Raw genomic sequence first — 23,980 nt, forward strand, 5'->3', positions numbered from 1 at the left:
ACAAATGGGGGAATTTGTATTTCTATGGTGCCTGTCACCATAAAAATACAAAACGACCAAAATGTCCACGAGCGGTGCCTGTCACCTTTATTGTTGTAACCTTAATAGTTTTTTTCTATGTATTCTAGTTCTTCTTGCGGGGTGTACAATCGTGTTGCCCGGCCGACGGTTCCTTTTTGGTATGCCCAAAGGGTGTTGTGTGCACGGAGGGCATTGCTGAAGTCGCCTTTTCTCCAGGGTTCGAGGATTTTTACGAGCATGTCCTTCGTTTCATCATCTGAAAACGAGGTTTCCATTACAAGGTCAAACAACATCTCAATTTTTTCTGCTGTAATCTCAGACTTCCCCCATTTGTCTTCTGCATGAACCTTTTGATGGGTCATATTATGAACTTCCTGGATCAGGTCATTTTCTCCCATGTTTCCATATTTAAATTCAACCAACAGAGAAGTTTCTTTCTTAAAAGTTTTTTCAATCTCAGCTACCGCTTTTTCAATAGAAACATCTTTCTTAGAACCTGCTATTTGAACAACCCCGCTGTTCAAATAAAAATAAAGCCCCACGATACAAGCGCTCAATCCAATAATCGTTTTGAATAATCCGAATCTCTTAATCATGCTGTTAACTCCCCTATTAGTTCTTTCTATGATTATACTTGATATCAATCTTGCAAAGAAGAATATCTCCTATTTTTATCTAAATTAACCACTTGGCTTCCAACAACAGAATTCCACGAAATTGAAATGTTCCTAAACTGTTCTTATAATAAACAAAGGTTATTCTTACTTTTAATAGAACTATCTATTAAGGGGGGAAATCATGACAATTATTTCAATCGTTTGTGTACCAGAGGGCATGGCGATGGCATCAGACAGTAGATTATTGGGGTCTTACACACGTGAAAATGGGATGGTCGACCGCTTTATCTTTTCCGATCAAGCCCAAAAGCTACTCCTCATCCGAAATACAACCATTGGGATTTCTTTTTGCGGTGATGCCTTTTTTGAAGGAAAAACAACAGCGGATTTTTTGCGTGATTTTGATAAACGTCAGGTACTGAACTCTACTACCATTCCAGAAGTCGCTGACAAGCTTCATAACGATCTGCTTAGAAACGGCACCGAGCAATACAACATCAGCTTCTATTTAGCCGGCTATGATTCTGATGTGCCTTATGTTTATCTAGTTAATAGAGAACATATTATTAGGAAGAACTTTTCCGAAATTAATCAAGTCATTACCTATTCTGCAAGCTGGCACGGGGAAATTGCCCCCATCAGCAGACTATTGCAAGAAACACCATTAAACTTCAAGCTGATGCCCCTTAAAGATGCCATCGATTTGGCTGAATTTATCGTCGGAACCACCATCAATTACCTAAGATTTTCAGATGGTATTTCCACCTGCGGCGGGCCTGTCGACAGCCTCGTCATTTCCAAAGATTATACAAAATACATCAAACACAAGATCTTGCAGCCATATTAAATAAAGTCGGTGCCAGGCACCGACTTCAACTCCGCTCTCGTGTTTACCTTACAAAGGTGATAAAATCAGTATTTACTGGCTCGAAATGGTCACTGCGCAGTCTCTGGTTGATTTGACCACGGTGATACTGACCGTGGAGAGCAATGTGGGTAAGGATATCGCGAACAGAAGTTTGAAATTCCTCGCCTTTGTTATTTTTATAGCTGATAATCCCCTCTAACTCTTCTTCCCCTATTCCATTTAGAAATTCCGTAAAGTCTTGATAATTTTGCATTACCAGTTTCTCGCACTCTTCCAGACTCAAATCATCCCAAATCGGTAAATGCGAACTATTCAAACCTTTTAATCTAGTAAACCATACATGCTCAGCGAACAGAATATGCGAAAATAACAGCCTTGTCAGTGGGATCTCACCTTCAACCTTTTTCAATGTTTCCAGAATCTTTTGATTTGCCCAATGCAAATGTTGGAACATTATCCCAATCGTCTTCACTTCAAACACCCCACCTATATAAAAATCACCACTTCAACCGATCAATTAAAGACGTGATATGAGCTATATGATGCTGGCCGTGCCAAGCATACATTCCAATATACATCGATATTTTGGTTACACCTGCATCGGGATGAATGAAGGTTTTTTCAAGTGCAGCTGGTTGAAGTTGTCGTAAAATAACAATCCATCTCTTATGTACCGCCTCTAGAAGTTCCAAAGAAATTTCAATCGGCAGGCTTGAGTCGGAAAGTTCCGCCCATTTTTCTTCTCTATAAGGCTTAATCACCGGATTTTCTTCCGTCAATGCCAGCTTGAGCCTGATATATGCATTCATATGACTATCCGCAATATGATGAACCACCTGCCGTACTGTCCACCCTTCTGGCCTGTAAGCTGTATCCAGCTGATCATCCCGCAAATCCTTCACCGCTTCTCGTAACTGAGCAGGCGCAGCCTCAATAGCATGTATCCAACCTTCTACTACCTCTGTCGTCGGCTCTCCTTCAAATGTAAATAGTCCAATCGGATAGTGTAAATTCTCCATCGTTTACCTCCCTTAATGAATTGACCTTCTCTTCATTTTATGACGTATCTATCAATATAAACATACCCTGATAGTGAAAGATCAACCAGTGAGGTACTCCCCCCACTTCGTTTTTGCTCTTTATATAATCACAAAACTTTCTTTAGATTAGCTCGAACAGCCAGTAGCAATGGAGGAAAAAGATAAGGGTATAAAAGCTTGAGGCAAAAACCGTTAAACCTTTGGTAAGCCTTGAGCTGGGTACCATCTTGAAGATTATGAACAAGTACAGACAGGCGGAAAACGCTATTTTTGTAAAAATAAACAGCCATGGATTCGCCTCATATAAACTGTTCATCAACGGATTCATTTCTGTGATAAAACGATTCTCTAATCCGTAATAAGTTACAAAACCATCGAAAATATTCAAAACTGATAAATAGTGAAAAAGAAAAACCATCCTATCACCTCTTATACCAATAAAAAACCTTAATTAAGAACGTTCATTTATCATTATATCCTGTAAAACTATAATAAAACCACAATTACTTCTTTATTAAGAACACATTTGTTATGAACTAGCTTATATTCCATCCTACGCCGTAATTCTAATTTTTATACAAAAAAAGAACCCCTTTAAAAAAAGAGACTCTTACATGGTTTAGCCTATAATAACTTTTTCTTTTGGAAAGTGGTAATGTTCTTCCTTTATTTCTCCTCTGATTAAAAAGAGGAAGGAGAAGATGCCTATTCTTCCAATAAACATGAGGAGGATAATAATAGTTTTCCCCCAGAGGCTTAGGTCTGCAGTGATTCCCATAGAGAGCCCTGTTGTCCCAAAAGCCGAACAGACCTCAAAGAGAATTTTCAGTAGCGGCTGATTCGGCTCTAGAAAGCTCAACATGACAACCGCAACGCCGCAAATCATCGATGCCGTCATAATGACGGTAAATGATTTAACAACATCTTCCGGGATTATTTCACGTTTAAAGACTTTGATTGCCGTGTTTCCCTTCGCATAGGTATAGATACTCAATAGTGTAATCGCAAAGGTAGTTGTCCGAATCCCCCCTCCTACACTACTAGGCGAAGCACCGATAAACATTAATATACAAAGAATTAATAAAGTAGGTGTCGAGAAATCATTCATATCCATCGTGGCCAGTCCGCCATTTCGTGTTGTCACTGACTGAAACAGCGCGTAGAACAATGACTCATGCCATGTTTTATCAGCAAAATAATGATGCACCTCGAAGATAAGAATTAACAACATTCCAACTGCTACTAAAACAAAAAACGTGAAGGTAGTTAACTTCGTAAAAAGAGAGAATCTGTAGGCCTTTTTCTTTTTTGTAAAAATGAACTCCTTAATTTCAATCAGCACAGGAAAGCCAATGGAACCAAAGATCATTAACAGAATATTGATTGATTGGATAAAGTAATCATGAGCAAAAGGAATTAACGATTGGCCGGTAATATCAAATCCAGCATTGGTTGTCGCACTAACAGAGGCAAAGAATCCTTGTAGAAATGCTTCTTGCCATGTCGGAAAATAGGTTAAAAAGTAAGTTCCTAATACAATGGTTCCAATGAATTCTATAATCAGAAACAACACAAGGATATGGCGCATCAATTTTACTAGACCAGATAGATTCGTTTGATTCTGGTCTGTCATAATTAATTTCCGATCGTTCAACCCGATTTTCTTACCAAATATGATCCAGATAAATGTCCCAAGGGTCATGACCCCAATTCCACCGAACTGTAAGATAAACGCAAAAATAAATGTCCCAGGGACACTTAATATTTCTGTTAATGAAATCGTAGATAAACCTGTCACGCTAACAGCACTCGCAGAAGTAAAGAGTGCATCCATCAATGAAAGCTCTGCTCCTTCTTTTAATGTAATGGGAAGAAGCAGAAGAATGGTTGAGAACAAAACAGCTCCAAAATAAAAGAGAACTAGTAACTGAACCGATGTTAGGCGCAGTTTATGTTTAGCTGATGGGGTATTCCTATGCATATTTTTATACCTCTTTAGTCTTACGTCAATTACTGTGGCTGAGTTTCTCTTAGCCTTCTTGTTTTTCTTGTATTCTTATCAAAGAAACTATAGACAACCGGAATCACAAACAATGTTAAGAAGGTACTGCTGATTAACCCGCCGATAACGGTTATCCCCATCGGACGGTTGATTTCAGTCCCTTCTCCGATTCCAAGTGCAAGCGGGACCAACCCTAGAATCGTGGTTAACGCCGTCATCAGAATCGGTCTTGCCCTGTGTTTGACCGCTTCAACAATCGCCTCGAGAGAATCCATGCCGCTTTCTTTTTTCTGATTAATATAGTCAACAATCACGATCGCATTGTTAACAACTATACCCGCTAGAACAATGACCCCAATAATAGCCGTTAGACTGATCGGCGTCCTAGTGATCGTGAGCGCTATCGCAACACCAATTACCATCAATGGAACGGTAAACATAATCACGAATGGATATTTGAGAGATTCAAATTGGGCAGCCATCACAAGATAGATAAAGACAATCGCTAAAACAAAGGCGAGAATCATTTCATCCATCGTAGAATCTAACAGCTCCCGGTCACCGCTAAAGACGATTTCCGTTTCATCCGGAAGATTAAGGTCAGCAATCTCTTGATCGACTACCTTTGAGATATCCCCAAGATTGGTTGTTGTTTTATATTTTAACGTAAACTGTACGGCTGACTGCTGGTTTATTCTTTGGATATCAACCGGCCCGTTTTTTGTTTCAATCTCCGTTACTTCATCAAGCCTTACATAGCCGCCCTCCGGCTTTTTGATTAACAAACCTTTTAGGTTTTCTAAATTACTCGTGATATCCCTGTCATATTCGACGAAAACAGCATAGATATTTCCTTCCTCTGTCACCATCTGTGTTGCTCTTGTACCACGGGTTACATCATTCACAATCATGGCAACCTGAGCAGGAACTAACCCTTGTGCGAGTGCCTCTTCGCGGTCAACCGTTACTTGAATTTCTTCCACAGTTTCCATCAAATCTGTCGTTAATTCATTTACCTCATCAAGGTCATTCAAACCATTGTAGATCGCTTCAACCGATTGATTTAATCTAGCTTCATCATGATCTCTTACGCTGAAGGTAAGTGTATGTGGGCTCGAACCTGTAGAAGATTGCATATTGAATGATAACACAGCGGTCTTATTTGCCTGCTTTGCTGCCTTTTCAAAATTCACCTTGACGTCATCTACAAATTCAAATGTAGACCTTTCCCGGCTCTCCAATTCTCCCATTTTAACATATAACTCGGCGATATTAGCATTCGTACTTCCTCTAAAGGAGCCTTCCTGTGTCGTCCCAATTAAACTAACGTAGGCATCCACTTCTGTTTCATTTTTCAATTCATCCTCAAGGGCAGAAAGCACCTTTTCCGTTTCGGTAAGTGCTGCCCCATTTTCTAGCTCAACACGCACACTGAAAAATCCTTCATCAGTACTAGGTAAAAACTGCATCCCTACCGTTGTGACACCGTATCCGCCGATTCCCAGTAAAACCACCGTCATCAATAACACTGCCCAGCGATGTTGAAGGGCCCAGCGAACAGACCTTTCAAGTATTTTCAGCCAGCTATTCTTCTGTCTCCTATCCACAAGAATTCGTTTAGGTTTTTTCAACAGCTTACTAGCAAGCATGGGCACGACCGTTAACGCAACGACTAGTGAGGCAAATAAACTGAATGAAATCGTGAGCGCGAATTCAGTAAATAACTCTCCGATAATCCCGGTGATGAAAACCACTGGTAAAAATACCGCAACCGTCGTGAGCGTTGAGGCGGTAATCGCTGCACCGACCTCTTTCGTTCCATCCTGTGCTGCCTCTATCGGTGTTTTTCCCATCGATAGATGGCGATAGATGTTTTCGATTACAACGATGGAGTTATCAACCAACATCCCAATCCCTAGAGCCAATCCGCCAAGGGTCATAATGTTAAGGGTAAAATCAGAAAAATACATTAACACAAAGGTCACAATGACACTGTACGGAATCGCAATCCCGATGATCAGCGGACTTTTGATATTTTTTAAAAATAAGAACAATACGAGCATCGCTAACACGCCGCCAATGAGGAGCGAGTTCGAAATATTGCCGATGGCCATTTGAATGTAGTCACCCTGGTCAAACAACACTTCCGATTTAATTCCCATGTACTTGTCTTTTTCAAGCAGGGCATCGAGTTCCCGGACAAATTCTCTTGAGACCTCAGCCGTATTGGAGTCAGACTGCTGAAGGACACTAAGCAAAACAGATGGTGCCTGGTTGGTTCGAGTAATCGTCCGGTCATCCACTTTCATTAGTTCGACATTGCTTATGTCATCGAGAGTAATTTTTGCCCCATCTAATGGGTTGGCGCCGATCGTTAAGCGTTTCAGCGTATCTAGTGAGTCTAGCGTACTGATAATTCTAGTGGTCAATTCCTTCCCTTCTGTTAAAATCGTATCACCAGGCAGTGAAATATTATTGGCTTTGATGATATCAACAATATCAGCCTGACTTAACTGATAATCTCTCAGCTTCTCTTGATCTAGCTCGACTCTCACCTCCTCAACAGAAGTACCAGAAAGGTTGACACTTGCAATGCCGTCCACTTTGGTCAGCTCAAGCTGCAGCTGCTCTGCCAGTTCTCTTAGAGCACCCTCTTCCTGTTCTGCACTTAAAGACAGCTGGATGATTGGAAACTGTGAAGGGTCAAACTTAAGAAAACGCGGCTTGACCACATCATCAGGCAGCTGGGTCATATCAAGCCTTTGAATCACTTCATTTTGGATTTCATCAATATCTGTTGTCCAAGAAAATTGCATTAAAATCAAGTTGGCACTTTCCTGTGAGGTGGAAGTCATCGTTTTAATACCTGGCAGGGTTGCTAAGTTCGCCTCCAGTGGCTTGGTTACCTTCTCGACCACCTCTTCTGGACTTGCCCCAGGATAAGTAGTCACCACAACCCCAACCGGCGGACTAATCTCAGGAATCAGCTTCATTGGAATATTCAGTAGCGAAACCGCCCCTAAAATCAAAACAAGAAACATCGTTACTAGTGTAAAAACGGGTCGCCTAATAGAAAAATTACTAATCCTCATGCGAAAAACTCCTTTCAACTGCCCAAAAAGCATGCCACAAAACAAACAGCCACATATGTACAAATATTTACATTCCAAGTCTACTATATAAAACATCCCCATACGATACAAGTGACAAGCCGTGAAAGACTTGAGTCTTGCTATTTCTGTACAATTTTTTACGTTTATGTGTAAAATAAGGACGGGTTATTCAGCAAGGAGGAAATAAATGATGAAGAGATTACAACTAACACTTTTACTTATTTTTTCTTTAGTATTGCTTACTGCTTGTGGCGGTAATGATGAAACAAAAAACAATCCTGAGCCTGCTAAAGAGGATACCGTTGCCACAGAAGACAAGGACAATGGCCAGGATGCTGCTGAGGAAGAACCACAGGAGCAAGTGACTGAACAAATTTCGGTGGATGCTGGTTTAGGAGATACTGTGGCTGCTTTTGAGGAACAGTATGGCGAAAACGAAGGATCTGCGTTAATGGGAAGATTTGAAGGGGATTATCTGCTGCCGATGTTTATTAAAAATCGTGCTGTCGATCTCACTGTCCAATTTGAAGCGACTGACCAAAAATCCCGCACTTTAGAAGAAGCAAAACAAATTGCACTGCAATTGATTCCCAAGGATGCACAGCTCAAGAAAGAGTATACCGATACAACCGATTTACCGAAAACCATCATGGTCTACCACAGCGAAAACCTTGCGAAGGTATTCCCAGACTGGGAGCCGGCAGGAAAATTCCTAATTATCTTTAGTGCTCATGAAGGCAATGCAAATGATATATTTGCGATTACTATTGGCCTTGGTGAGACACCGTAAGCAGGAAAGAGCGCTCCTTATTTGTAAAAGGAGCGCTCTTTTGACTTATAGAATTTGATATTTACAAGTGGAGACAGGCACCATGTTTTTTCGTTAAATGAAAAAACAATAATGCAATACACTGTACAACCAAATAAACGGTAAAGGAATAAGTCAGTTTCCACCCCGTGTAAGTAAAAACATGGAAGTATGTATTTAGCCATTCATACATCGTGCCAAGTGTTGTACAAATAAGGATATAAAGCAGGATCCAATAACCACTAATTCTCCATCGGTCGTAAAGGTATATAAAAATATATGAAAAGGGTGCGTAGAGAAAATAGGTAATCGCATCAAAAAGCTCATATTTCTCAGTATCCATGAGAGTATATAAATCATGTTTTGGCGATGAAAGAACATGATCCGAGATCCTCGCCGCGATTGGTCCGTATAGCATATAAAGAAGCGTTAAACTGCTAGGAAATCGCTTGGGTAAGTACAGTGCAACAGCGTAGGAAATCATAATCCATACAATTAGAAACCATTCATTAGCATCGAATTTTTGCGGAAGCGGCATCATTTTACCTCAATCCCTTCCCTCTGCAAAATTTTCTGATATCCGATATGTAATAAGGAAGTCGAAGTTAATACCAAAATCTGAACTAATATAGACTGCCATATTTGCCAATCTAAATACCAGATCACCTTCAATACTACTAACCATTGCTCAACTCCCACTTGTATACAGATAACTAAGACCACTAGGAAAAATTTCGTCATACGCTTCTCTAAATCTGCGAGCAAATTAAAATATAACAACCAAATAACTGGACTAATGATTGATTCATAAATCCGAAAAACCGCATTCAGACTCGGTTCTACCGAAACCTCCCATAGCTTTAAGTTGATATGTAAAATGGCACAGTAACTGGTTATGACCATCTCAAGTACAAATATTATTAAAATGCTTTCAAGCAGATGGAGTTTCTTCTTTTTAATACAATAAACAACCAAGAGAATAATTGCGGCATCTATAAAAATCGGGAGTTGTACCAAAATCATCATCCCCCCATTTTAAGGTTATATCTAAATATTTTGTCATAAGCATTGCCCTTTTATGTATAAAAAAAGAATCGAGCCGCAAAGTGCTGATTCTTTACTTTTTATATTTTGTTAATGGCCTCTTCTCGCAAAATCAACAAACTTAAATTTATCTAGGCGGTGGCGGGATTCGGTATACTGAAACAGACTGGCATCCTCTAAGTATACAGAGTTTTTAACTACTACAATATGATTGTAATCCTTCAAATCCAAAAAACGCCTATCTTCCTCGGTTGGTTCATCAACAAAGATTTCCTTCTTTGCAAAACTAATTTTCAAATGAAGATCATGCTCAAGGTACTCATAGATAGAATCTTCACAAATTTCTTTCGTCAGAACCGGGACAAATTTCCGATTGAAAAAATCCTTGTCCAAAATAATTCGTTCGCCATCCATTTTACGGGAACGCAGTACCTTCCACACCTTTTCTTTCCCGGATACATGCAGCTGTTGCTGTACCTCATCATCCGGTTTGATAAGGTCACACTCGTATACAATTGTTGTCCACGGTTTTCCGGTTCGCTCTGCAATTTCCTTAAAACTAACGAGACCCGAAATCGGGAAATCAAACTTGCCTACGTTTAGCACGAAAGAGCCCTTCCCTCTGATCTTCTGGATGTAGCCGTTTTGTGACAGCATCATAAGTGCTTTACGAATCGTCTCACGGGAGGTTTCGTATTCTTCAACAAGTTCGTTCTCTGACGGAAGTTTCGTATTAGGCTTAAGCTCCCCACTTTGGATTTTTTCGACAATCTCATTATAAATCGAAATATATTTATTGCTACTCATCATCATCACCAAGTCTATTATCGCATGAAATCAGGAAAAATCCACTAAACCAAAGGAGACCCTTAACGCTGGCCCCTTAAAATATGATTTACTTCTTTAAAAAGTACACGACCGATTCATAAGGATCTAACGTGAAATTCGACAAATTCCTGGTGGTGACAGGCACGTTCGAAATGAGTATTTCACTTTTATACCCTTCAATATCGATTCCGGCTGGCAATTGGAAGGTTGTTTCTTTGCCGTAGTAGTTGTTAATAACGAGCAGTTTTTCGTTTTCACCGTTACGGACGTAAGCAAAAATTTCTTTATGGTCATCCAAAATAAGTTGAAAATCCCCATCCGTGATGATGTCGTATTCCTTTCGAAGCTGAATTAATTTTTGATAATGATAAAAAACAGAATCCTTATCCCCTAATGCCTTCTCGACATTTATGGCTGGATAGCTAGCTGCAACTGGAATCCACGGTGTTCCAGAAGTAAAACCAGCATTATGTCCCGAGGTCCACTGAACAGGCGTACGCGAATTATCACGCGATTTATGCTTGAGAATCTCCAGAATTTCTTCCTTACTCAAGCCCTCCTCTTGCTTTAATTTATAAAGATTCAACGACTCAACGTCACGATAATCTTCGATGCTGTCGAATTTTGGATTGGTCATTCCAATCTCTTCTCCTTGATAAATATAAGGCGTACCCTGCATCATATGAATCGTGGTTGCGAGCATTTTTGCCGAGCGCTCACGATATTCACCATCGTTCCCATATCGAGACACAATCCGCGGCTGATCATGATTACACCAAAACAACGCGTTCCAGCCCCCGCCCTTATTCATCTCAATCTGCCATAAAGAAAGTATTCTTTTTAGCGCTGGAAAATCAAAATCCGCCACCGACCACTTCTCACCGTTTGGATAATCTACCTTCAAATGATGAAAGTTAAAGGTCATACTCAGCTCCTGACTTTCGGGATTAGAATATCGGATGCAGTGATCAATGGTTGTCGATGACATTTCTCCTACCGTCATCGCATCATATTTTGAAAAAACTTCCCGATTCGTTTCCTTTAAAAACTCATGAACCCGTGGTCCATCCGTATAAAAGCGGCGCCCGTCCCCAGGAGGAACAGAACCATCATCATCTGGGAAGCGCTGATCTTTTGATATAAGATTTATCACGTCTAAACGGAAGCCATCTACACCCTTTTCAAACCAAAATTGCATCATGTCGTAAACCTTCTGGCGCAGTTCTTCATTCTCCCAGTTCAAATCAGCTTGGGTAACATCAAACAAATGAAGATAATACTGCCCCGTTTTTCCATCAAACTCCCAAGCATTCCCGCCAAACTTAGACTCCCAGTTGGTAGGTTCATCACGCCAGATATAAAAATCACGGTACGGACTTTCCTTTGAAGAAGCAGCCTGCTTGAACCACTCATGCTCTGTTGAGGTATGATTAACAACGATGTCCATAATGATTTTCATTTCTCGCTTATGAGCTTCCTTTAATAGGCGCTCAAAATCCTCCATCGTTCCATACTCTGCGTGAAGACTGTAATAGTCGCTAATATCATAGCCATTATCACGCTGCGGTGATTGATAAATGGGGGTCAGCCAGATTACATCGACACCTAGTTCTTTTAAGTAGTCTAATTTTTGAATAATGCCTGGTACATCTCCAACACCATTACCCTGTGTATCATAAAAGCTTTTCGGATAAATTTGATAAACTACTGCTTTTTTCCACCAAGGATGTTTCATATTTTCCGACCACTCCTTGCTTATTTAATAAAGATATCAGTCAAAAAAAAGCAAGATACGATACCATCCAAAGACCAGCCTGTTGGCTCCTGAGGTCCGGGTGGTATCGTTCTCCTTTAAGATTTAGATATAAATTTCCTATTTAGTCTTACGCATTTTCCCAAATAGAATCGTCAGTACAAATGGAACAACTAACACGATGGCCATACCGGTAAAGAATGAACCCCAGTTTTCAGGGAATATGGATAAGAATCCTGGGAGACCGCCGACACCGATCGATGGAGCTTTCACACCTGCCATTGAAATGACCGCACCTGCAAGTGCAGAACCAATAATCGCTGAGATGAATGCAAAGCGGTAGCGTAAGTTTACACCGAACATCGCTGGCTCTGTAATCCCTAAATAAGCAGAAACCGCAGATGTACCAGATAAGCTTCTTAATTTTTCATCCTTTAAGACAAACATCATAGCTAGCGCTGCCGTACCTTGCGCAATATTCGATAGTGCCACCATCGGCCATAAGAAGGTACCGCCTGTGCTTCCAATTAGCTGAAGGTCAACTGCTAAGAAGGTGTGGTGCATTCCTGTAATAACAAGCGGTGCGTAAAGTCCGCCATAAATGATTCCACCTATAATTGGAGCTACCTCAAAAATTCCCACGACTGCACTTGTAATCACATTACCGATTGCAAATGTAACAGGACCGATCGCTATAAATGAAACAAAACCTGTTACTAACAGTGCAATTGGTGCTACTAATAATAGCTGGAACGCATCTGGAATGCGGTTCCTCAACCATTTTTCAATACTTGCTAACACCCATGAAGCAATCAAAATCGGTAATACCTGACCTTGGTATCCAACCTTTTGAACATCTAAGCCAAACAAATTCCAAGTTGGAATTTCTTCTGCCGCCCCGTAACCCCATGCATTTAATAGGTCTGGATGAACAAGCATTAGACCAAGGACAATCCCTAATAATGGACTGCCGCCAAAACGATTAAGAGCCGACCAGCCGATTAATCCTGGAAGGAACACGAAGGCTGTATTGGCAATCAGATTAATAATACTGGCAAAGTCTGCCCATTGTGGAAACCTTTGAACAACCGATTCTTCAAAGAAAATCCCAGGTCCAGTAAGTACATTGTTAATCCCCATTAATAAACCTGCCGTTACGATGGCTGGCAGTATCGGAATAAATATATCAGCAAGTGTTTTAATTGCACGTTGCAAGGGATTTAACTTTTTTGCCGCTTCATCTTTTATTTCCTGCTTTGAGGATTCTCCTATTCCGGTCATTTCTACCATTTCTTTATAGACTTTATCAACCGTTCCTTGGCCAATGACTACCTGAAATTGACCGTTTGCCGAAAATGAGCCTTTTACTAGGTCAATGTTTTCGAGGGCCTCTTTATCCACCTTGCTTTCATCCTTTAATGCAAAGCGGAGACGCGTAACACAGTGGGTAGCAGCTGCGATATTCTCTTTACCACCGACACCCTTGATAATTTGTTCAACAGTTTTTTTATCTACACTCATTTGTCTAAACCTCCTGAGACCGTTTACAACTTCTATTAAAGAAAGTTGTCTTTGTTTCTACTATCCAAACCACTATTTGAAGCTGTCTATATTACCTTTTGCTACCGTTTTCATTCTTACCCCTTGTAGATTGATTTGAAACGACACGGTTTAAATGAGAAACTAGTATATACAAGACAAAACTTGTATATACATATTAACTTGCCTATACAAGTATGTCAACACCCTTTTTGAAAGTGCTTTCTAAAATGTTCACTGTCCACCCCAGGCGTACAAATTGGGTGATTTGTATTTGTGTGGTGCCTGTCACCACACAAATACAAAACGACCCCTTTGTCCACGAGTGGTGCCTGTCACCAGTTTTATCACTATTTTTCAAACTAATCTGTTAAATTGTGCTCGATTAATTTGAACAATAGGGTATTATAGGTATATCCTATTTTTTTGATTTGAGGGGGATTTTACGGATGAAGCTTACGAATGAGGAGTTAGAGATTTTATCGATTTTGGAAGAAAATCATAAAGTGCCGGCTGAAACGATTGCGGCCATGGCGAATATGAGTGTTGAAAATGTCAATGAGGCGATTAAAAAATTGGAAGAAGAGAAGATCATAGTCAGCTATCCAGCTTTGATTAACTGGAGTAAAGTAGAAGGAAAGGAAAATATCATAGCGATGATTGATGTAAAGGTTCAGCCGAAACGCGGAGTTGGATTTGATGAAGTAGCGGAAAGAATTTATCGCTTCCCAGAGGTCACTTCTTTATATCTCATGTCCGGTGCCTATGATCTTTCCATTACGATCGAAGGAAAAACGATGTCTGAGATTGCTAGCTTTGTTTCTGAAAAATTATCAACGATTGATAACGTCATCTCGACGACCACGCATTTCATGTTAAAAAAGTATAAGCATGATGGTGTTATTTTCAGTAATAGCAAAGATACCGACCGCCGGATGGTGGTATCTCCATGACAATAGAACCACAAAATTATTTATCCGAAATGGTAAAGGAGTTAAAGCCTTCTGGGATTAGAAAGTTCTTTGATTTAGCGGCAAATATTAAAGGGGTAATATCCCTCGGAGTCGGCGAGCCGGATTTTATTACACCTTGGAGCATTAGGGAAGCAGCCATTTTATCATTAGAAGAAGGCTTTACCTCTTATACTGCAAACCCGGGATTATTAGAATTGCGTCAGGAAATCTCGATGTATTTGAACAGTCGGTTTTCTGTTCAATATAATCCCGAAAACCAAGTGATCGTAACCGTAGGTGCCAGCCAGGCCATCGATTTAGCCTTTCGTGCGATTCTCAATCCAGGTGATGAAGTCCTGATTGTTGAACCTGCTTTTGTCTCCTATTCACCTTTAGTGGTTTTAGCAGGCGGCACCCCCGTTGCAATTAACACGTCACCTGAAAATGGCTTTAAGCTGACACCTGAACAAATTGAAGCTTCGGTTACAGATCGGACGAAGGCGATTCTTATTTGTTCACCAAACAATCCAACCGGATCCTATTTGAACAAAGAGGATCTCGAGTCTCTTGCAAGGGTAATCGAGAAGCACGACCTCCTCGTTGTTTCAGATGAAATTTACGCTGAACTAACCTACGATGAAGATTACACAAGCTTCGCATCTATTGATGGAATGTATGATCGAACGATTTTAATAAATGGCTTTTCAAAAGGCTTTGCGATGACAGGCTGGCGTTTGGGCTTCTTAGCTGCACCTTCAGGATTTGCTGAACAAATGGTTAAAATCCTGCAATATACTACGATGTGTGCTCCGCATATGCTGCAGCACGGGGCAATTGAGGCACTAAGAAACACCTACCATGAAGTGGAATCCATGAGAAGAAGTTACCGGAGACGAAGAAATTTCGTTGTCCAGGGGTTAAACAACATCGGCTTAGATTGTCACACGCCAGGAGGGGCATTTTATGTATTCCCTTCTATTAAGAAAACCGGCATGACCTCAGAGCAATTTGCTGAGGAACTGCTGCTAAAAGAAAAAGTTGCGGTCGTTCCGGGAAGTGCCTTTGGGCGAAGCGGCGAAGGTTATGTACGATGTTCTTATGCTACCTCTATGGAACAGCTCCAAGAAGCATTAAAACGAATGGGAAGATTTATGGAATCCTTAGAGAAAACTCAGCATTATTCTGAAAAAGTTTACACAAAATAAATAGTTATAGTACCAATGGCTAAGTTCGGAGATGAATTTAGTCATTTTTTCTGCTCGTTTTCCGTGTTGTTCGCCCTAGTTACTAATACATATTCACTAAATTGTATATGGGATAAACTGTTTTTAGCATGAGAATAGGAAAAAACCATATATTTAGACTAAACCAATTATTAAAGGAGGAATTGTTTTGAAGAAACATGAACAAACTTTAATATTGGACTTAGATGACACATTAGTGCACTGCAACAGGTACTTTGTTAAGTCGAAGCACAAATTTGTTAGCCAAATGCGGGTTTGGTTTGACAAACTGAATAGTAATGACATTAAACAAAAGCAGGCAGAAATCGATATTAACAAAGTAGAAAAGTATGGACTTCTTTCTTCTGTCTATGTAGACTCCCTTGTCGCTACCTACCAATATTTTTGTAACAAGTACAACCGGAAAGCCACTGAATATGAGATGGAACTCATCCGCAAAATTGGCCGGGAAGTGTTTCAGATTAAGGTTCAACCCTTTCCCTATATGTACAAAGTGTTAAATAAGTTGAAGGAAGATGGCCATCAATTATGTCTGTTTACAGGAGGTGACGAAAAAAATCAAATCAGAAAAATCAAGCAGTTAAAATTAAGAACATATTTTGATGATCGTGTTTTTATTTATGAACATAAAAATAAACACTCCCTCCAAGAAGTACTCACCAAACTGAAAGCTGACCATTCGAAGACCTGGATGATTGGCAACTCCCTTCGTTCTGATATAAAACCAGCAATTGAGCTTGGTATCAATGCAATCCATATTCCGTCAAAGATCGAATGGAGCTACAACATTATTGATCTCGAGGTTTCGCCCAATGGTACGTATGCAGAACTCAAGTCCCTCAAGCAGCTCCCTGACTACTTAGCAGAAAATAGTTTTACCACCCAACACAACAATCAAAAAATGGTTTTATAGCCTCTAAGCTTGATAATTTTTATGAAAAAAACATTAATAAAAGAAAACGACTAATCCACGGGAGCGATTAGTCGTTTTCTTATTGTATAAAAATCCCCTTTAAAAAATACCTCAGCAAGGTTTTTCATGCTGTCTCATGATGTTTTCTCTCTGTTGTATCAACGGGTATTTTTAAAAGGAAATTGTGGTCTCAGTATGAATTAAATCTGATAAAGTTATACCAAAAAAACAAAATACAGGAAATTAGCACTAGGAATATATTGTGAATTAGGAATATCTATCTAATCCTTTTAGGAATGCTTCTCGTGTCAAATGGTGTGGTATGATGGTTGGCAAGAAGATTATGAATAAAGGAGTGGAACTAAGTTGATTCAATCTTTGGAGATCCACCATGTAAGCCTAACGGTGACAAATTTAGAAGATGCAAAACACTTTTACAGAAAAATAGTAGGATTAAAAGAGATCGAGCGTCCGAATTTTGATTTTCCTGGTGCTTGGTATGCAATTGGCAGCCAGCAACTCCATCTTATCGTTCTGCCAACTTCGCAAACCATTCGGAAAGATAAGAGCCCGAGCAGCAGAGAAGGACATTTTGCGATAAGAGTAAAAGACTATCATGAAACGCTCTCCTGGCTGAAACAAAATAATGTGGATGTGCTAGAAAAGCCAAACAGCGCAAGCGGTTTCGCGCAAATTTTTTGTGCCGACCCTGACGGCAACTTAATTGAACTCAATGTTGATCAACAGGATATGTAAAAGAGCAGTCAATCCCCTTCTGATTTGTTACCAAAAACTCACTAGTTGTTGTGCTTGTGAATCATAGGATAATAGTATTTAATAGGAGTATTGAGTTGAGTTATCAAATCAGGGGGAAATTATGAAACAAGAAGAACGTTCCATTTCAATTGGCTTGCCGCTGACCATTTCCATCATTGCGATTAGCTTCTCTGCAATCTTTGTAAAATGGTCCGATGCACCTGCATCAATATTAAGTATGTACCGGATGTGGTTTGCAAGCCTTTTAATGCTGCCCATTGTTTGGAAATACAGAGCCGAATTTAAGAAACTAACAAAAAAAAGCTGGTTCTTTTTATTCTTTTCCGGTATCTTTTTAGCCCTACATTTTGTTCTATGGTTCGGTTCGTTAAAGTTAACAACGGTCGCGAGTTCCACCATCATTCTCGCCTTGCAGCCGATTGTTTCATTAGTCGGGGGGTTTTTACTTTTTAAAGAACGAACAACTTCTTCTGCTTTAATGACAATGGGAATTGCGATTATCGGAGCGATGATGATCGGCTGGGGTGACTTTGGACTAAGTAAACAAGCAATCCTTGGTGATATCTTATCGTTCCTAAGTGTGATTGCGGTTGTCGGTTACTTATTAATCGGTCAAACAGTTGTTAAGAAGGTGATCCACTGGATTTATAGCTTCTGTGTTTTCTTCTTTGCCGCAATTTGTTTAACCTTGTACAACATCGGAGCTGGAGTTGAGATGACTAGCTATCCTGCAAAGGAATGGGGGATCTTTCTATTACTTGCGACCGTACCAACAATCAGCCATCTCATTAATAACTGGCTATTAAACTATGTTAATGCCACAACAATCAGCATGAGTATCTTGGGAGAACCCGTGGGAGCAACCATCCTAGCCATCTTGTTACTTGGAGAACAACTGGCAGGCTGGCAAATCCTCGGTGGACTACTGGTCCTCCTAGGCGTCTTCTTCTTCCTAACACAGCAGACAAAACCACTCCCGCACAAACAAAAAACAACCAACAACATACCAAACAGCGTAAACCCCTTAGATCTCTAAGGGGTTTTCTGTTTGGATGGGAACACGAATGGTGACACATGAATAATGGTGCCGGTCACCATTCACACATTGATGCGGCAGTGTGCTGATGGTGACAGGCACCACTCGTGGACACTTTCCACCACAGGCGTACACTCTTACCAAAGGGAGTCTAATATATCTGATTTAATTAGGTTGGTGTCGATGTTGCAGGTTTGGCCGTCGATTCCGTATTGCCAGATTGAGACGTTTATGTTTTCTGGTGCTCCTGGTTCAAAGGCTGGGGCATCTGCTTGTGCGGTGATACCTGGTTCAGGGTTACTGCTCCAGATAATCGTTTCGTCTGCAACTGTTTGACTGTTCGCTGCTGCTGCTTGATAAGCAGCGGTCACATCACGATCGCTCCTAAAAACACCGTAGATTCCTGGATGATATGGTGAATCTAGTAATGTATCAACCCAGCCGCGAATAAATGCTTCGTCAACGGGATAACCTGGCTCAATATCAGCAAAGATGGCAATTCCCTGTGGAATTCCTAAATTCTCTGCATAGGCAATAGCCTCTTCAGCCTCTGCGATCCCTTGCTCGTACGTAGTCGCGTCCGTAAAATGATTAAAAATCGGAATAATTTTTATCCCTTGATTATGAAGAAAAGCTGCTTCATCGGCTGTTAACCCCGCAGATACACCTTCTTTTGTCTCCAAGTATCGTCCAAAAAACGCAGGCTTTCCGTAGTTTTCAGCCACACATTGAATAAAGGCAGTATCCACCGGACTGGCCGTATCTAAGCCCCAAAGAATTTCAGGCTGCTCCTGTCCGGCATCCTCTTCCGACGACTCCTGTTCTGAATCTTGACCCAATTCCTGTACCTTATCTGTATCTGCCTCTGGTACAGTCTGGGCCTCTTGTACAGGCACCGTTGTTTCTTTTCCTCCATTCGAATTGAACATAATAAGCATTAATGGAAGAACTAATATGGCACTTAACAGAATAATCCAGACCTTTTTTCGTGTTTTCATACCTTCCCTCCATTTGACATTCTCTTAACCAAATTATGAGAATGTCGAATAGGCGTGTGGGCTGGCAAATCAAAGAGGAAACAAGACCTACCAATACAAAGGGAAACAAGACCTTTTTCCTGGCAATTTCTTAAGGTATAAAACCATGATAACGAGTTTAAAATGGGGGTGAAGGGGGCTTTAGCATGAGAGGATTTCTAATTATTGTTTGGGTGGCCATTATTTTAACTTTAACCTGTACCTCTAGCTTTAGTAGACTCATCGAGTACGGTCAGATACAATTTCAATGGAACCACCAACCCAATTTCGCCCAGCTTTTATTACCATTGCCAGTCGAAATCAGCAAAAGCTTTCTATTACAAAAATTTGGGCATATCTTTGTCTTCATGATGCTCACTCTAATGCTCCAAACAAAATACAAATCAAAACGAACGGCCCTTATCATCGCACTTTCATTTTCGGTAATCACAGAGCTATTACAGTTATTCTTCCACCGCGATGGGAGGATTTTTGATATCGGCTTCGACACCATCGGGATTTTGGTTGCACTAGCAATTAGTACGACCTTCACACCTGCCGACCAATACAAGACCACTATCAAGCGCGTGCCTTAACACTCATATTTATCAAGCATCCATGAGTATTGCCCAGACAAATTCCTTTATAAATCATAATATGATAAAGGAACATTAAAGTGGAGGTGATTTGGATGCTTTTTAAAGTCATAGCGGGGTCTTTTAAGTCAAGGAAAAATGCGGACGAGCGCAATACCTTCCTCCGAAAAAAGGGAATTGAATCGTATATTGCACCAACTACCGTATCTGGTGAAACGTGGTTTCGTGTTCAAACGGGAGCGTTTTCAAGCCAGAAAAATGCAGAACAGCACTTGGAAAAAGTAAAAAGTGCCGGCATTACGGACGCCTTTATGCTAGCAGATAACAGCATTCCTGTTCCAGCAGATCCAACCACGATATTAGGACCAACCATTCTTTCAGCAGAAAAGATGGACAAATTTGTAGATATAATTAACCTAGGTGCGATAAAGCTTGGCACCTATTATGACCACCTTGGTAAATATTACGGAATCAGAGCTGATGTTGCTTTTGCACAAGCCTTGCTTGAAACAAATTTTTTCCGCTATACCGGAGTGGTACGTGCCAACCAAAACAACTATGCTGGAATCGGAGCAATAGGCGGCGAGGTCCGTGGCGCAAGCTTTTCAACACCAGAAGAAGGAGTCTTGGCTCATCTACAGCATTTATTTGCATACGCCACTACAAACTCTCTCCCAGCTGACTACCCTCTCATTGATCCACGTTTTCATCTTGTAAGAAGAGGTTCCGCCCCTAACTGGACCGATTTGAACGGAAAATGGGCCGTGCCTGGCGACACCTACGGTCAGTCCATTTTAAGTCTATATGAAAGAATTGTCTCAGCCACAGCTTAGTAAAGACCTCTAACAGTGGGAGATCTTTTTTGGCTAATAGGAATGTATGATTTTCTAAATTTATACTTTCCTAACGCATAAGAAAAACTAAGGCATTCGCCTTAAGGACTTGGCGAATGCCAAGTTTTTCTAATATAAAAATAGTCCTCCTAAATAACGGAAGGAAAAAAGGGAACACTATTATAATGATTAGCGAATAGGAGGCAAGAACTTGAAAACTACCCATAATGCTTTATCAATTTTTTCTCTAGGCGGCATAAATGAAATCGGTAAGAATATGTATGTCGTCCAGTATCGTGATGACATCGTCGTCATCGACTGTGGCGGCAAGTTCCCTGACGAGAGTTTGTTAGGAATTGATTTGATTATCCCAGACCTTACTTACTTAGAAGAAAATCAAGATAAAATTCGCGCGATGATTGTCACACACGGGCATGAGGACCATATCGGCGGCATACCTTACTTTTTACGAAAGCTACCAAACGTTCCCATCTATGCCACCCGTTTTACGCTTGGTTTAATTGAACTAAAATTAGAGGAACACCGTTTAATAGCGGATACGAAGCTAGTACAAATTAATGCAGATTCCAACGTTGAACTGGGAGAAATGCAGGCTAGTTTTTTCAAGGTGAGCCATAGCATCCCTGACTGTCTAGGAATTGTATTTGATACACCGGAAGGCAGGGTTGTTCATACCGGTGATTTTAAATTTGATTTAACTCCCGTAAATAACCAGTATTCTGATATTCATAAAATGGCAGAGCTTGGCGAGAAAGGCGTTTTAGTTTTATTATCGGAAAGCACCAATGCTGAACGTAAGGGCTTAACACCAACTGAGCAAACGATCGGTGAACATATGCTAGAGGCCTTTATGAAAGCGACTGGGAAAATCTTTGTTTCAACCTTTGCTTCGAATGTATCCCGGGTTCAGCAGGTGGTTGAGGCAGCCATTAAAACGAACCGAAAGCTCGCATTGCTTGGCAGGAGTATGGTCAATGTCGTGAATGTGGCCATGGAACGGGGTTATTTACAAATTCCGGATGGGATGCTGATTGATGCTCGTGAAGTGGAGAATCTCCACTCAGAAAAAGTAGCGATTCTATGTACAGGCAGTCAGGGTGAACCAAATGCCGCTTTATCGCGTCTTGCTAGTGCAAACTATCGTGATGTCACCATTCACCCTGGTGATACTGTGATTTTTGCCGCTTCACCAATCCCTGGAAATGAAAAGGATGTTTCAAAAATCATCGACAATTTGTACAAGCTTGGTGCCAAAGTGATCTATGGCTCTGGAAGTACGACCGGAATGCATGTTTCAGGACATGGCTATCAAGAGGATTTAAAACTTATGCTTACGTTGATCAAGCCCACTTATTTTATTCCGATTCACGGTGAGCAACGAATGCTCCACCATCACCGCCTTCTAGCTGAGTCGGTAGGAGTCGAAAAAGGAAATACGTTTATCATCCAAAATGGTGATGTTGTCGATGTGGAAAACACTGTAGCTCGTCAAACACGGAGGATTCCTTCAGGTGATACATATGTTGATGGTTTAGGTGTCGGTGATATCGGTGACGTTGTACTTAGGGACCGGAGACAGCTGTCTGAGGATGGAATGCTCGTTATCGTCATTACAATCAGCAGGACAGATCGGAAAATCATTTCAGGACCTGACACCATTTCTCGCGGTTTCGTTTATACCCGCGATTCAGAAGAACTCCTAAAGGAGGTCAACCGCCTAGCCAAGAAAACCGTCAACGACCTGCAATCAGATAATATACGTCAATGGAATGCCATCAAACAAGGTATTAAAAAATCAGTCGGCCAATATCTCTTTACCCATACAAAAAGAAAGCCGATGATTTTGCCGATTATTATCGAAATTTAAGACTAGGAAAGGCACCGCTATATTATAAGGTGCCTTTCCTAGTTTTTATTTTTCCTCTGCCTAACTTTTTTTTCAGCTTTTATGTATATAGAAGGTGAAAGGAGGTGAGCAAGCATGGCAGAAGCAATTTTAGCAACTACTAAGCTTCGCTTGGTTTTCCAAGCGGGCATGGATGATGAAGGGAGAGCAATCTATAAGTTTAAGACGTTTAACAATGTCAAGAGGGAATCAACGACAGAACAACTTTTTCAGGCTGCACAAGCTCTATACACCCTGAGCAGTGATAACCTAAGCCGAGTAGAACGAATGGATACATCTGATTTATTAGGCTAATAAGAGGTCTAAAAATTGGTGGAAGAATAGGAGGTGAATAGAATGGCAAAAACACTAGAATTACAATTTGTCACTGAGAATGGAAAGACAGCTCGAATAATCGTTGAAAATCCAAAAGAACCAATTGACCCAGCAATAGTAAAACTATCGATGGAAGCAATCATCGCTTCTAACGTTTTTTCAACAGCAAACGGAAACCTAGTCTTCTTTGGAGGCGCACGAGTCATCGACCGAAACATAACCGAATTTGAAATCGTTTAATAAAAAAACAGACCGGGTTCCTGATTAGAAACTCGGTCTGTTTCTTTTAACAAACAGCCAGGTTAAAGATGAATTCAACTGATTTTTGCGAAATTTGCGAGACTCCTCGAAAATGCTAGCGCATTTTCTTCGTGCGTGGGCATATTCAGGATGTTAATCAATGTCCTGCAGGAACACGAACCAAGTGAGACCCCGCAGGTCGGAACGGAGGGCACTGAAAAAGTCCTTTGTTTTGAGGCAGTTGAAGGTTGATTTTATCAACCCTTCAACTGCTTTTTATTTTATAATTAAGGTAACAAGACTTTAAAGGTGGTACCGAAATGATTTCCTTTCAAGATTCATTTAATCTTAGCCCATATATAGGAATTTATGATCTCATTGTTCCAAAAGATAATATGCTTCGCCAAATTAAAAAACTAGTCGACTTTTCATTCATAATTGAAGAATTAAAAGATAAATATTGTCTGGATAACGGTCGCAATGCCGTGCCACCAATT

Annotated in this window: 25 protein-coding genes; 13 read left to right on the top strand and 12 right to left on the bottom strand. The window is 40.6% G+C overall.

All coding sequences use genetic code 11. The features are described 5' to 3' along the window. Positions 1-101 precede the first annotated feature (101 nt). A complete protein-coding gene (locus tag BTR25_RS23475; RefSeq protein ID WP_075690416.1) occupies positions 102-617 on the bottom strand; it encodes a DUF6241 domain-containing protein in 516 nt (171 codons plus the stop codon). Between the two features lie 202 nt (positions 618-819). Here BTR25_RS23475 and BTR25_RS23480 point away from each other — a divergent pair, with 202 nt between their 5' ends. Next, positions 820-1,485: an Ntn hydrolase family protein gene (locus BTR25_RS23480; protein ID WP_075690417.1), complete on the top strand. Its 666-nt coding sequence runs from the start codon at positions 820-822 to the stop codon at positions 1,483-1,485. A gap of 43 nt (positions 1,486-1,528) precedes the next feature. Here the strand turns inward: BTR25_RS23480 and BTR25_RS23485 are convergent, their stop codons facing one another. The 5 genes from BTR25_RS23485 to BTR25_RS23505 form a co-directional block, all read right to left on the bottom strand. Continuing rightward, complete coding sequence (locus BTR25_RS23485) at positions 1,529-1,978, bottom strand: DinB family protein (protein WP_075690418.1); 450 nt, start codon at positions 1,976-1,978, stop codon at positions 1,529-1,531. A 25-nt stretch (positions 1,979-2,003) separates the two neighbouring features. After that, positions 2,004-2,525, bottom strand: a complete 522-nt coding sequence (locus BTR25_RS23490) for a YfiT family bacillithiol transferase (RefSeq protein WP_075690419.1) — start codon at positions 2,523-2,525, stop codon at positions 2,004-2,006. Positions 2,526-2,667: 142 nt separating this feature from the next. Next, positions 2,668-2,964, bottom strand: coding sequence for a DUF5658 family protein (locus tag BTR25_RS28690; protein WP_075690420.1), 297 nt, complete (start codon positions 2,962-2,964; stop codon positions 2,668-2,670). Between the two features lie 201 nt (positions 2,965-3,165). Next, positions 3,166-4,527 (bottom strand): TrkH family potassium uptake protein, encoded by a 1,362-nt coding sequence (locus BTR25_RS23500; RefSeq protein ID WP_075690421.1) that lies wholly within the window; start codon positions 4,525-4,527, stop codon positions 3,166-3,168. 29 nt (positions 4,528-4,556) lie between these two features. Beyond that, positions 4,557-7,640: an efflux RND transporter permease subunit gene (locus BTR25_RS23505; RefSeq protein ID WP_075690422.1), complete on the bottom strand. Its 3,084-nt coding sequence runs from the start codon at positions 7,638-7,640 to the stop codon at positions 4,557-4,559. Positions 7,641-7,848: 208 nt separating this feature from the next. Between BTR25_RS23505 and BTR25_RS23510 the strand changes: the two genes are divergently transcribed. Further along, a complete protein-coding gene (locus BTR25_RS23510) occupies positions 7,849-8,451 on the top strand; it encodes a hypothetical protein (RefSeq protein WP_075690423.1) in 603 nt (200 codons plus the stop codon). A 61-nt stretch (positions 8,452-8,512) separates the two neighbouring features. Here the strand turns inward: BTR25_RS23510 and BTR25_RS23515 are convergent, their stop codons facing one another. From BTR25_RS23515 to treP, 5 genes are all read right to left on the bottom strand, one after another. After that, the gene (locus tag BTR25_RS23515) at positions 8,513-9,010 is read right to left on the bottom strand and encodes a hypothetical protein (RefSeq protein WP_075690424.1); all 498 of its coding nucleotides are present in this window, start codon (positions 9,008-9,010) and stop codon (positions 8,513-8,515) included. Then, positions 9,007-9,495, bottom strand: coding sequence for a hypothetical protein (locus BTR25_RS23520; RefSeq protein ID WP_139311320.1), 489 nt, complete (start codon positions 9,493-9,495; stop codon positions 9,007-9,009). The genes BTR25_RS23515 and BTR25_RS23520 overlap by 4 nt, the downstream gene beginning before the upstream one ends. A 108-nt stretch (positions 9,496-9,603) precedes the next feature. Beyond that, positions 9,604-10,320 carry a trehalose operon repressor gene (gene treR, locus BTR25_RS23525; RefSeq protein ID WP_075690426.1) on the bottom strand — a complete coding sequence of 239 codons (717 nt, stop codon included), beginning with the start codon at positions 10,318-10,320 and terminating at the stop codon, positions 9,604-9,606. Between the two features lie 88 nt (positions 10,321-10,408). Beyond that, entirely contained in the window at positions 10,409-12,076 is a 1,668-nt protein-coding gene (gene treC, locus BTR25_RS23530) for an alpha,alpha-phosphotrehalase (protein WP_075690427.1), read from the bottom strand. 138 nt (positions 12,077-12,214) lie between these two features. Further along, complete coding sequence (treP, locus tag BTR25_RS23535; RefSeq protein WP_075690428.1) at positions 12,215-13,615, bottom strand: PTS system trehalose-specific EIIBC component; 1,401 nt, start codon at positions 13,613-13,615, stop codon at positions 12,215-12,217. 467 nt (positions 13,616-14,082) lie between these two features. Between treP and BTR25_RS23540 the strand changes: the two genes are divergently transcribed. From BTR25_RS23540 to BTR25_RS23560, 5 genes are all read left to right on the top strand, one after another. Further along, positions 14,083-14,586 carry an Lrp/AsnC family transcriptional regulator gene (locus BTR25_RS23540; RefSeq protein WP_075690429.1) on the top strand — a complete coding sequence of 168 codons (504 nt, stop codon included), beginning with the start codon at positions 14,083-14,085 and terminating at the stop codon, positions 14,584-14,586. After that, positions 14,583-15,791, top strand: a complete 1,209-nt coding sequence (locus BTR25_RS23545; protein WP_075690430.1) for an aminotransferase — start codon at positions 14,583-14,585, stop codon at positions 15,789-15,791. The genes BTR25_RS23540 and BTR25_RS23545 overlap by 4 nt, the downstream gene beginning before the upstream one ends. 187 nt (positions 15,792-15,978) lie before the next feature. Beyond that, positions 15,979-16,743, top strand: coding sequence for an HAD family hydrolase (locus tag BTR25_RS23550; protein WP_075690431.1), 765 nt, complete (start codon positions 15,979-15,981; stop codon positions 16,741-16,743). A 366-nt stretch (positions 16,744-17,109) separates the two neighbouring features. Continuing rightward, positions 17,110-17,499: a VOC family protein gene (locus BTR25_RS23555; RefSeq protein ID WP_075690432.1), complete on the top strand. Its 390-nt coding sequence runs from the start codon at positions 17,110-17,112 to the stop codon at positions 17,497-17,499. Between the two features lie 121 nt (positions 17,500-17,620). Beyond that, positions 17,621-18,556: a DMT family transporter gene (locus BTR25_RS23560; RefSeq protein ID WP_075690433.1), complete on the top strand. Its 936-nt coding sequence runs from the start codon at positions 17,621-17,623 to the stop codon at positions 18,554-18,556. A gap of 137 nt (positions 18,557-18,693) precedes the next feature. Here the strand turns inward: BTR25_RS23560 and BTR25_RS23565 are convergent, their stop codons facing one another. After that, positions 18,694-19,554 carry a glycoside hydrolase domain-containing protein gene (locus BTR25_RS23565; RefSeq protein ID WP_075690434.1) on the bottom strand — a complete coding sequence of 287 codons (861 nt, stop codon included), beginning with the start codon at positions 19,552-19,554 and terminating at the stop codon, positions 18,694-18,696. 185 nt (positions 19,555-19,739) lie between these two features. On the opposite strand from BTR25_RS23565, the gene BTR25_RS23570 reads away from it, so the two are divergent. From BTR25_RS23570 to BTR25_RS27265, 6 genes are all read left to right on the top strand, one after another. Continuing rightward, positions 19,740-20,168: a VanZ family protein gene (locus BTR25_RS23570; protein WP_075690435.1), complete on the top strand. Its 429-nt coding sequence runs from the start codon at positions 19,740-19,742 to the stop codon at positions 20,166-20,168. A gap of 95 nt (positions 20,169-20,263) precedes the next feature. After that, positions 20,264-21,001, top strand: a complete 738-nt coding sequence (locus BTR25_RS23575; RefSeq protein ID WP_075690436.1) for an SPOR domain-containing protein — start codon at positions 20,264-20,266, stop codon at positions 20,999-21,001. Between the two features lie 211 nt (positions 21,002-21,212). Further along, positions 21,213-22,889, top strand: a complete 1,677-nt coding sequence (locus BTR25_RS23580) for a ribonuclease J (protein ID WP_075690437.1) — start codon at positions 21,213-21,215, stop codon at positions 22,887-22,889. Between the two features lie 114 nt (positions 22,890-23,003). Next, positions 23,004-23,222 carry a DUF1659 domain-containing protein gene (locus tag BTR25_RS23585; RefSeq protein ID WP_075690438.1) on the top strand — a complete coding sequence of 73 codons (219 nt, stop codon included), beginning with the start codon at positions 23,004-23,006 and terminating at the stop codon, positions 23,220-23,222. Between the two features lie 42 nt (positions 23,223-23,264). Further along, positions 23,265-23,483: a DUF2922 domain-containing protein gene (locus BTR25_RS23590; RefSeq protein ID WP_075690439.1), complete on the top strand. Its 219-nt coding sequence runs from the start codon at positions 23,265-23,267 to the stop codon at positions 23,481-23,483. Positions 23,484-23,803: 320 nt separating this feature from the next. Then, positions 23,804-23,980 (top strand): transposase (locus BTR25_RS27265; RefSeq protein ID WP_483295284.1); only part of this gene is annotated, 177 nt, incomplete at its 3' end.

Origin of the sequence: Bacillus sp. MRMR6, assembly GCF_001940785.1 — a bacterium.
Lineage (GTDB): Bacteria > Bacillota > Bacilli > Bacillales > Cytobacillaceae > Neobacillus.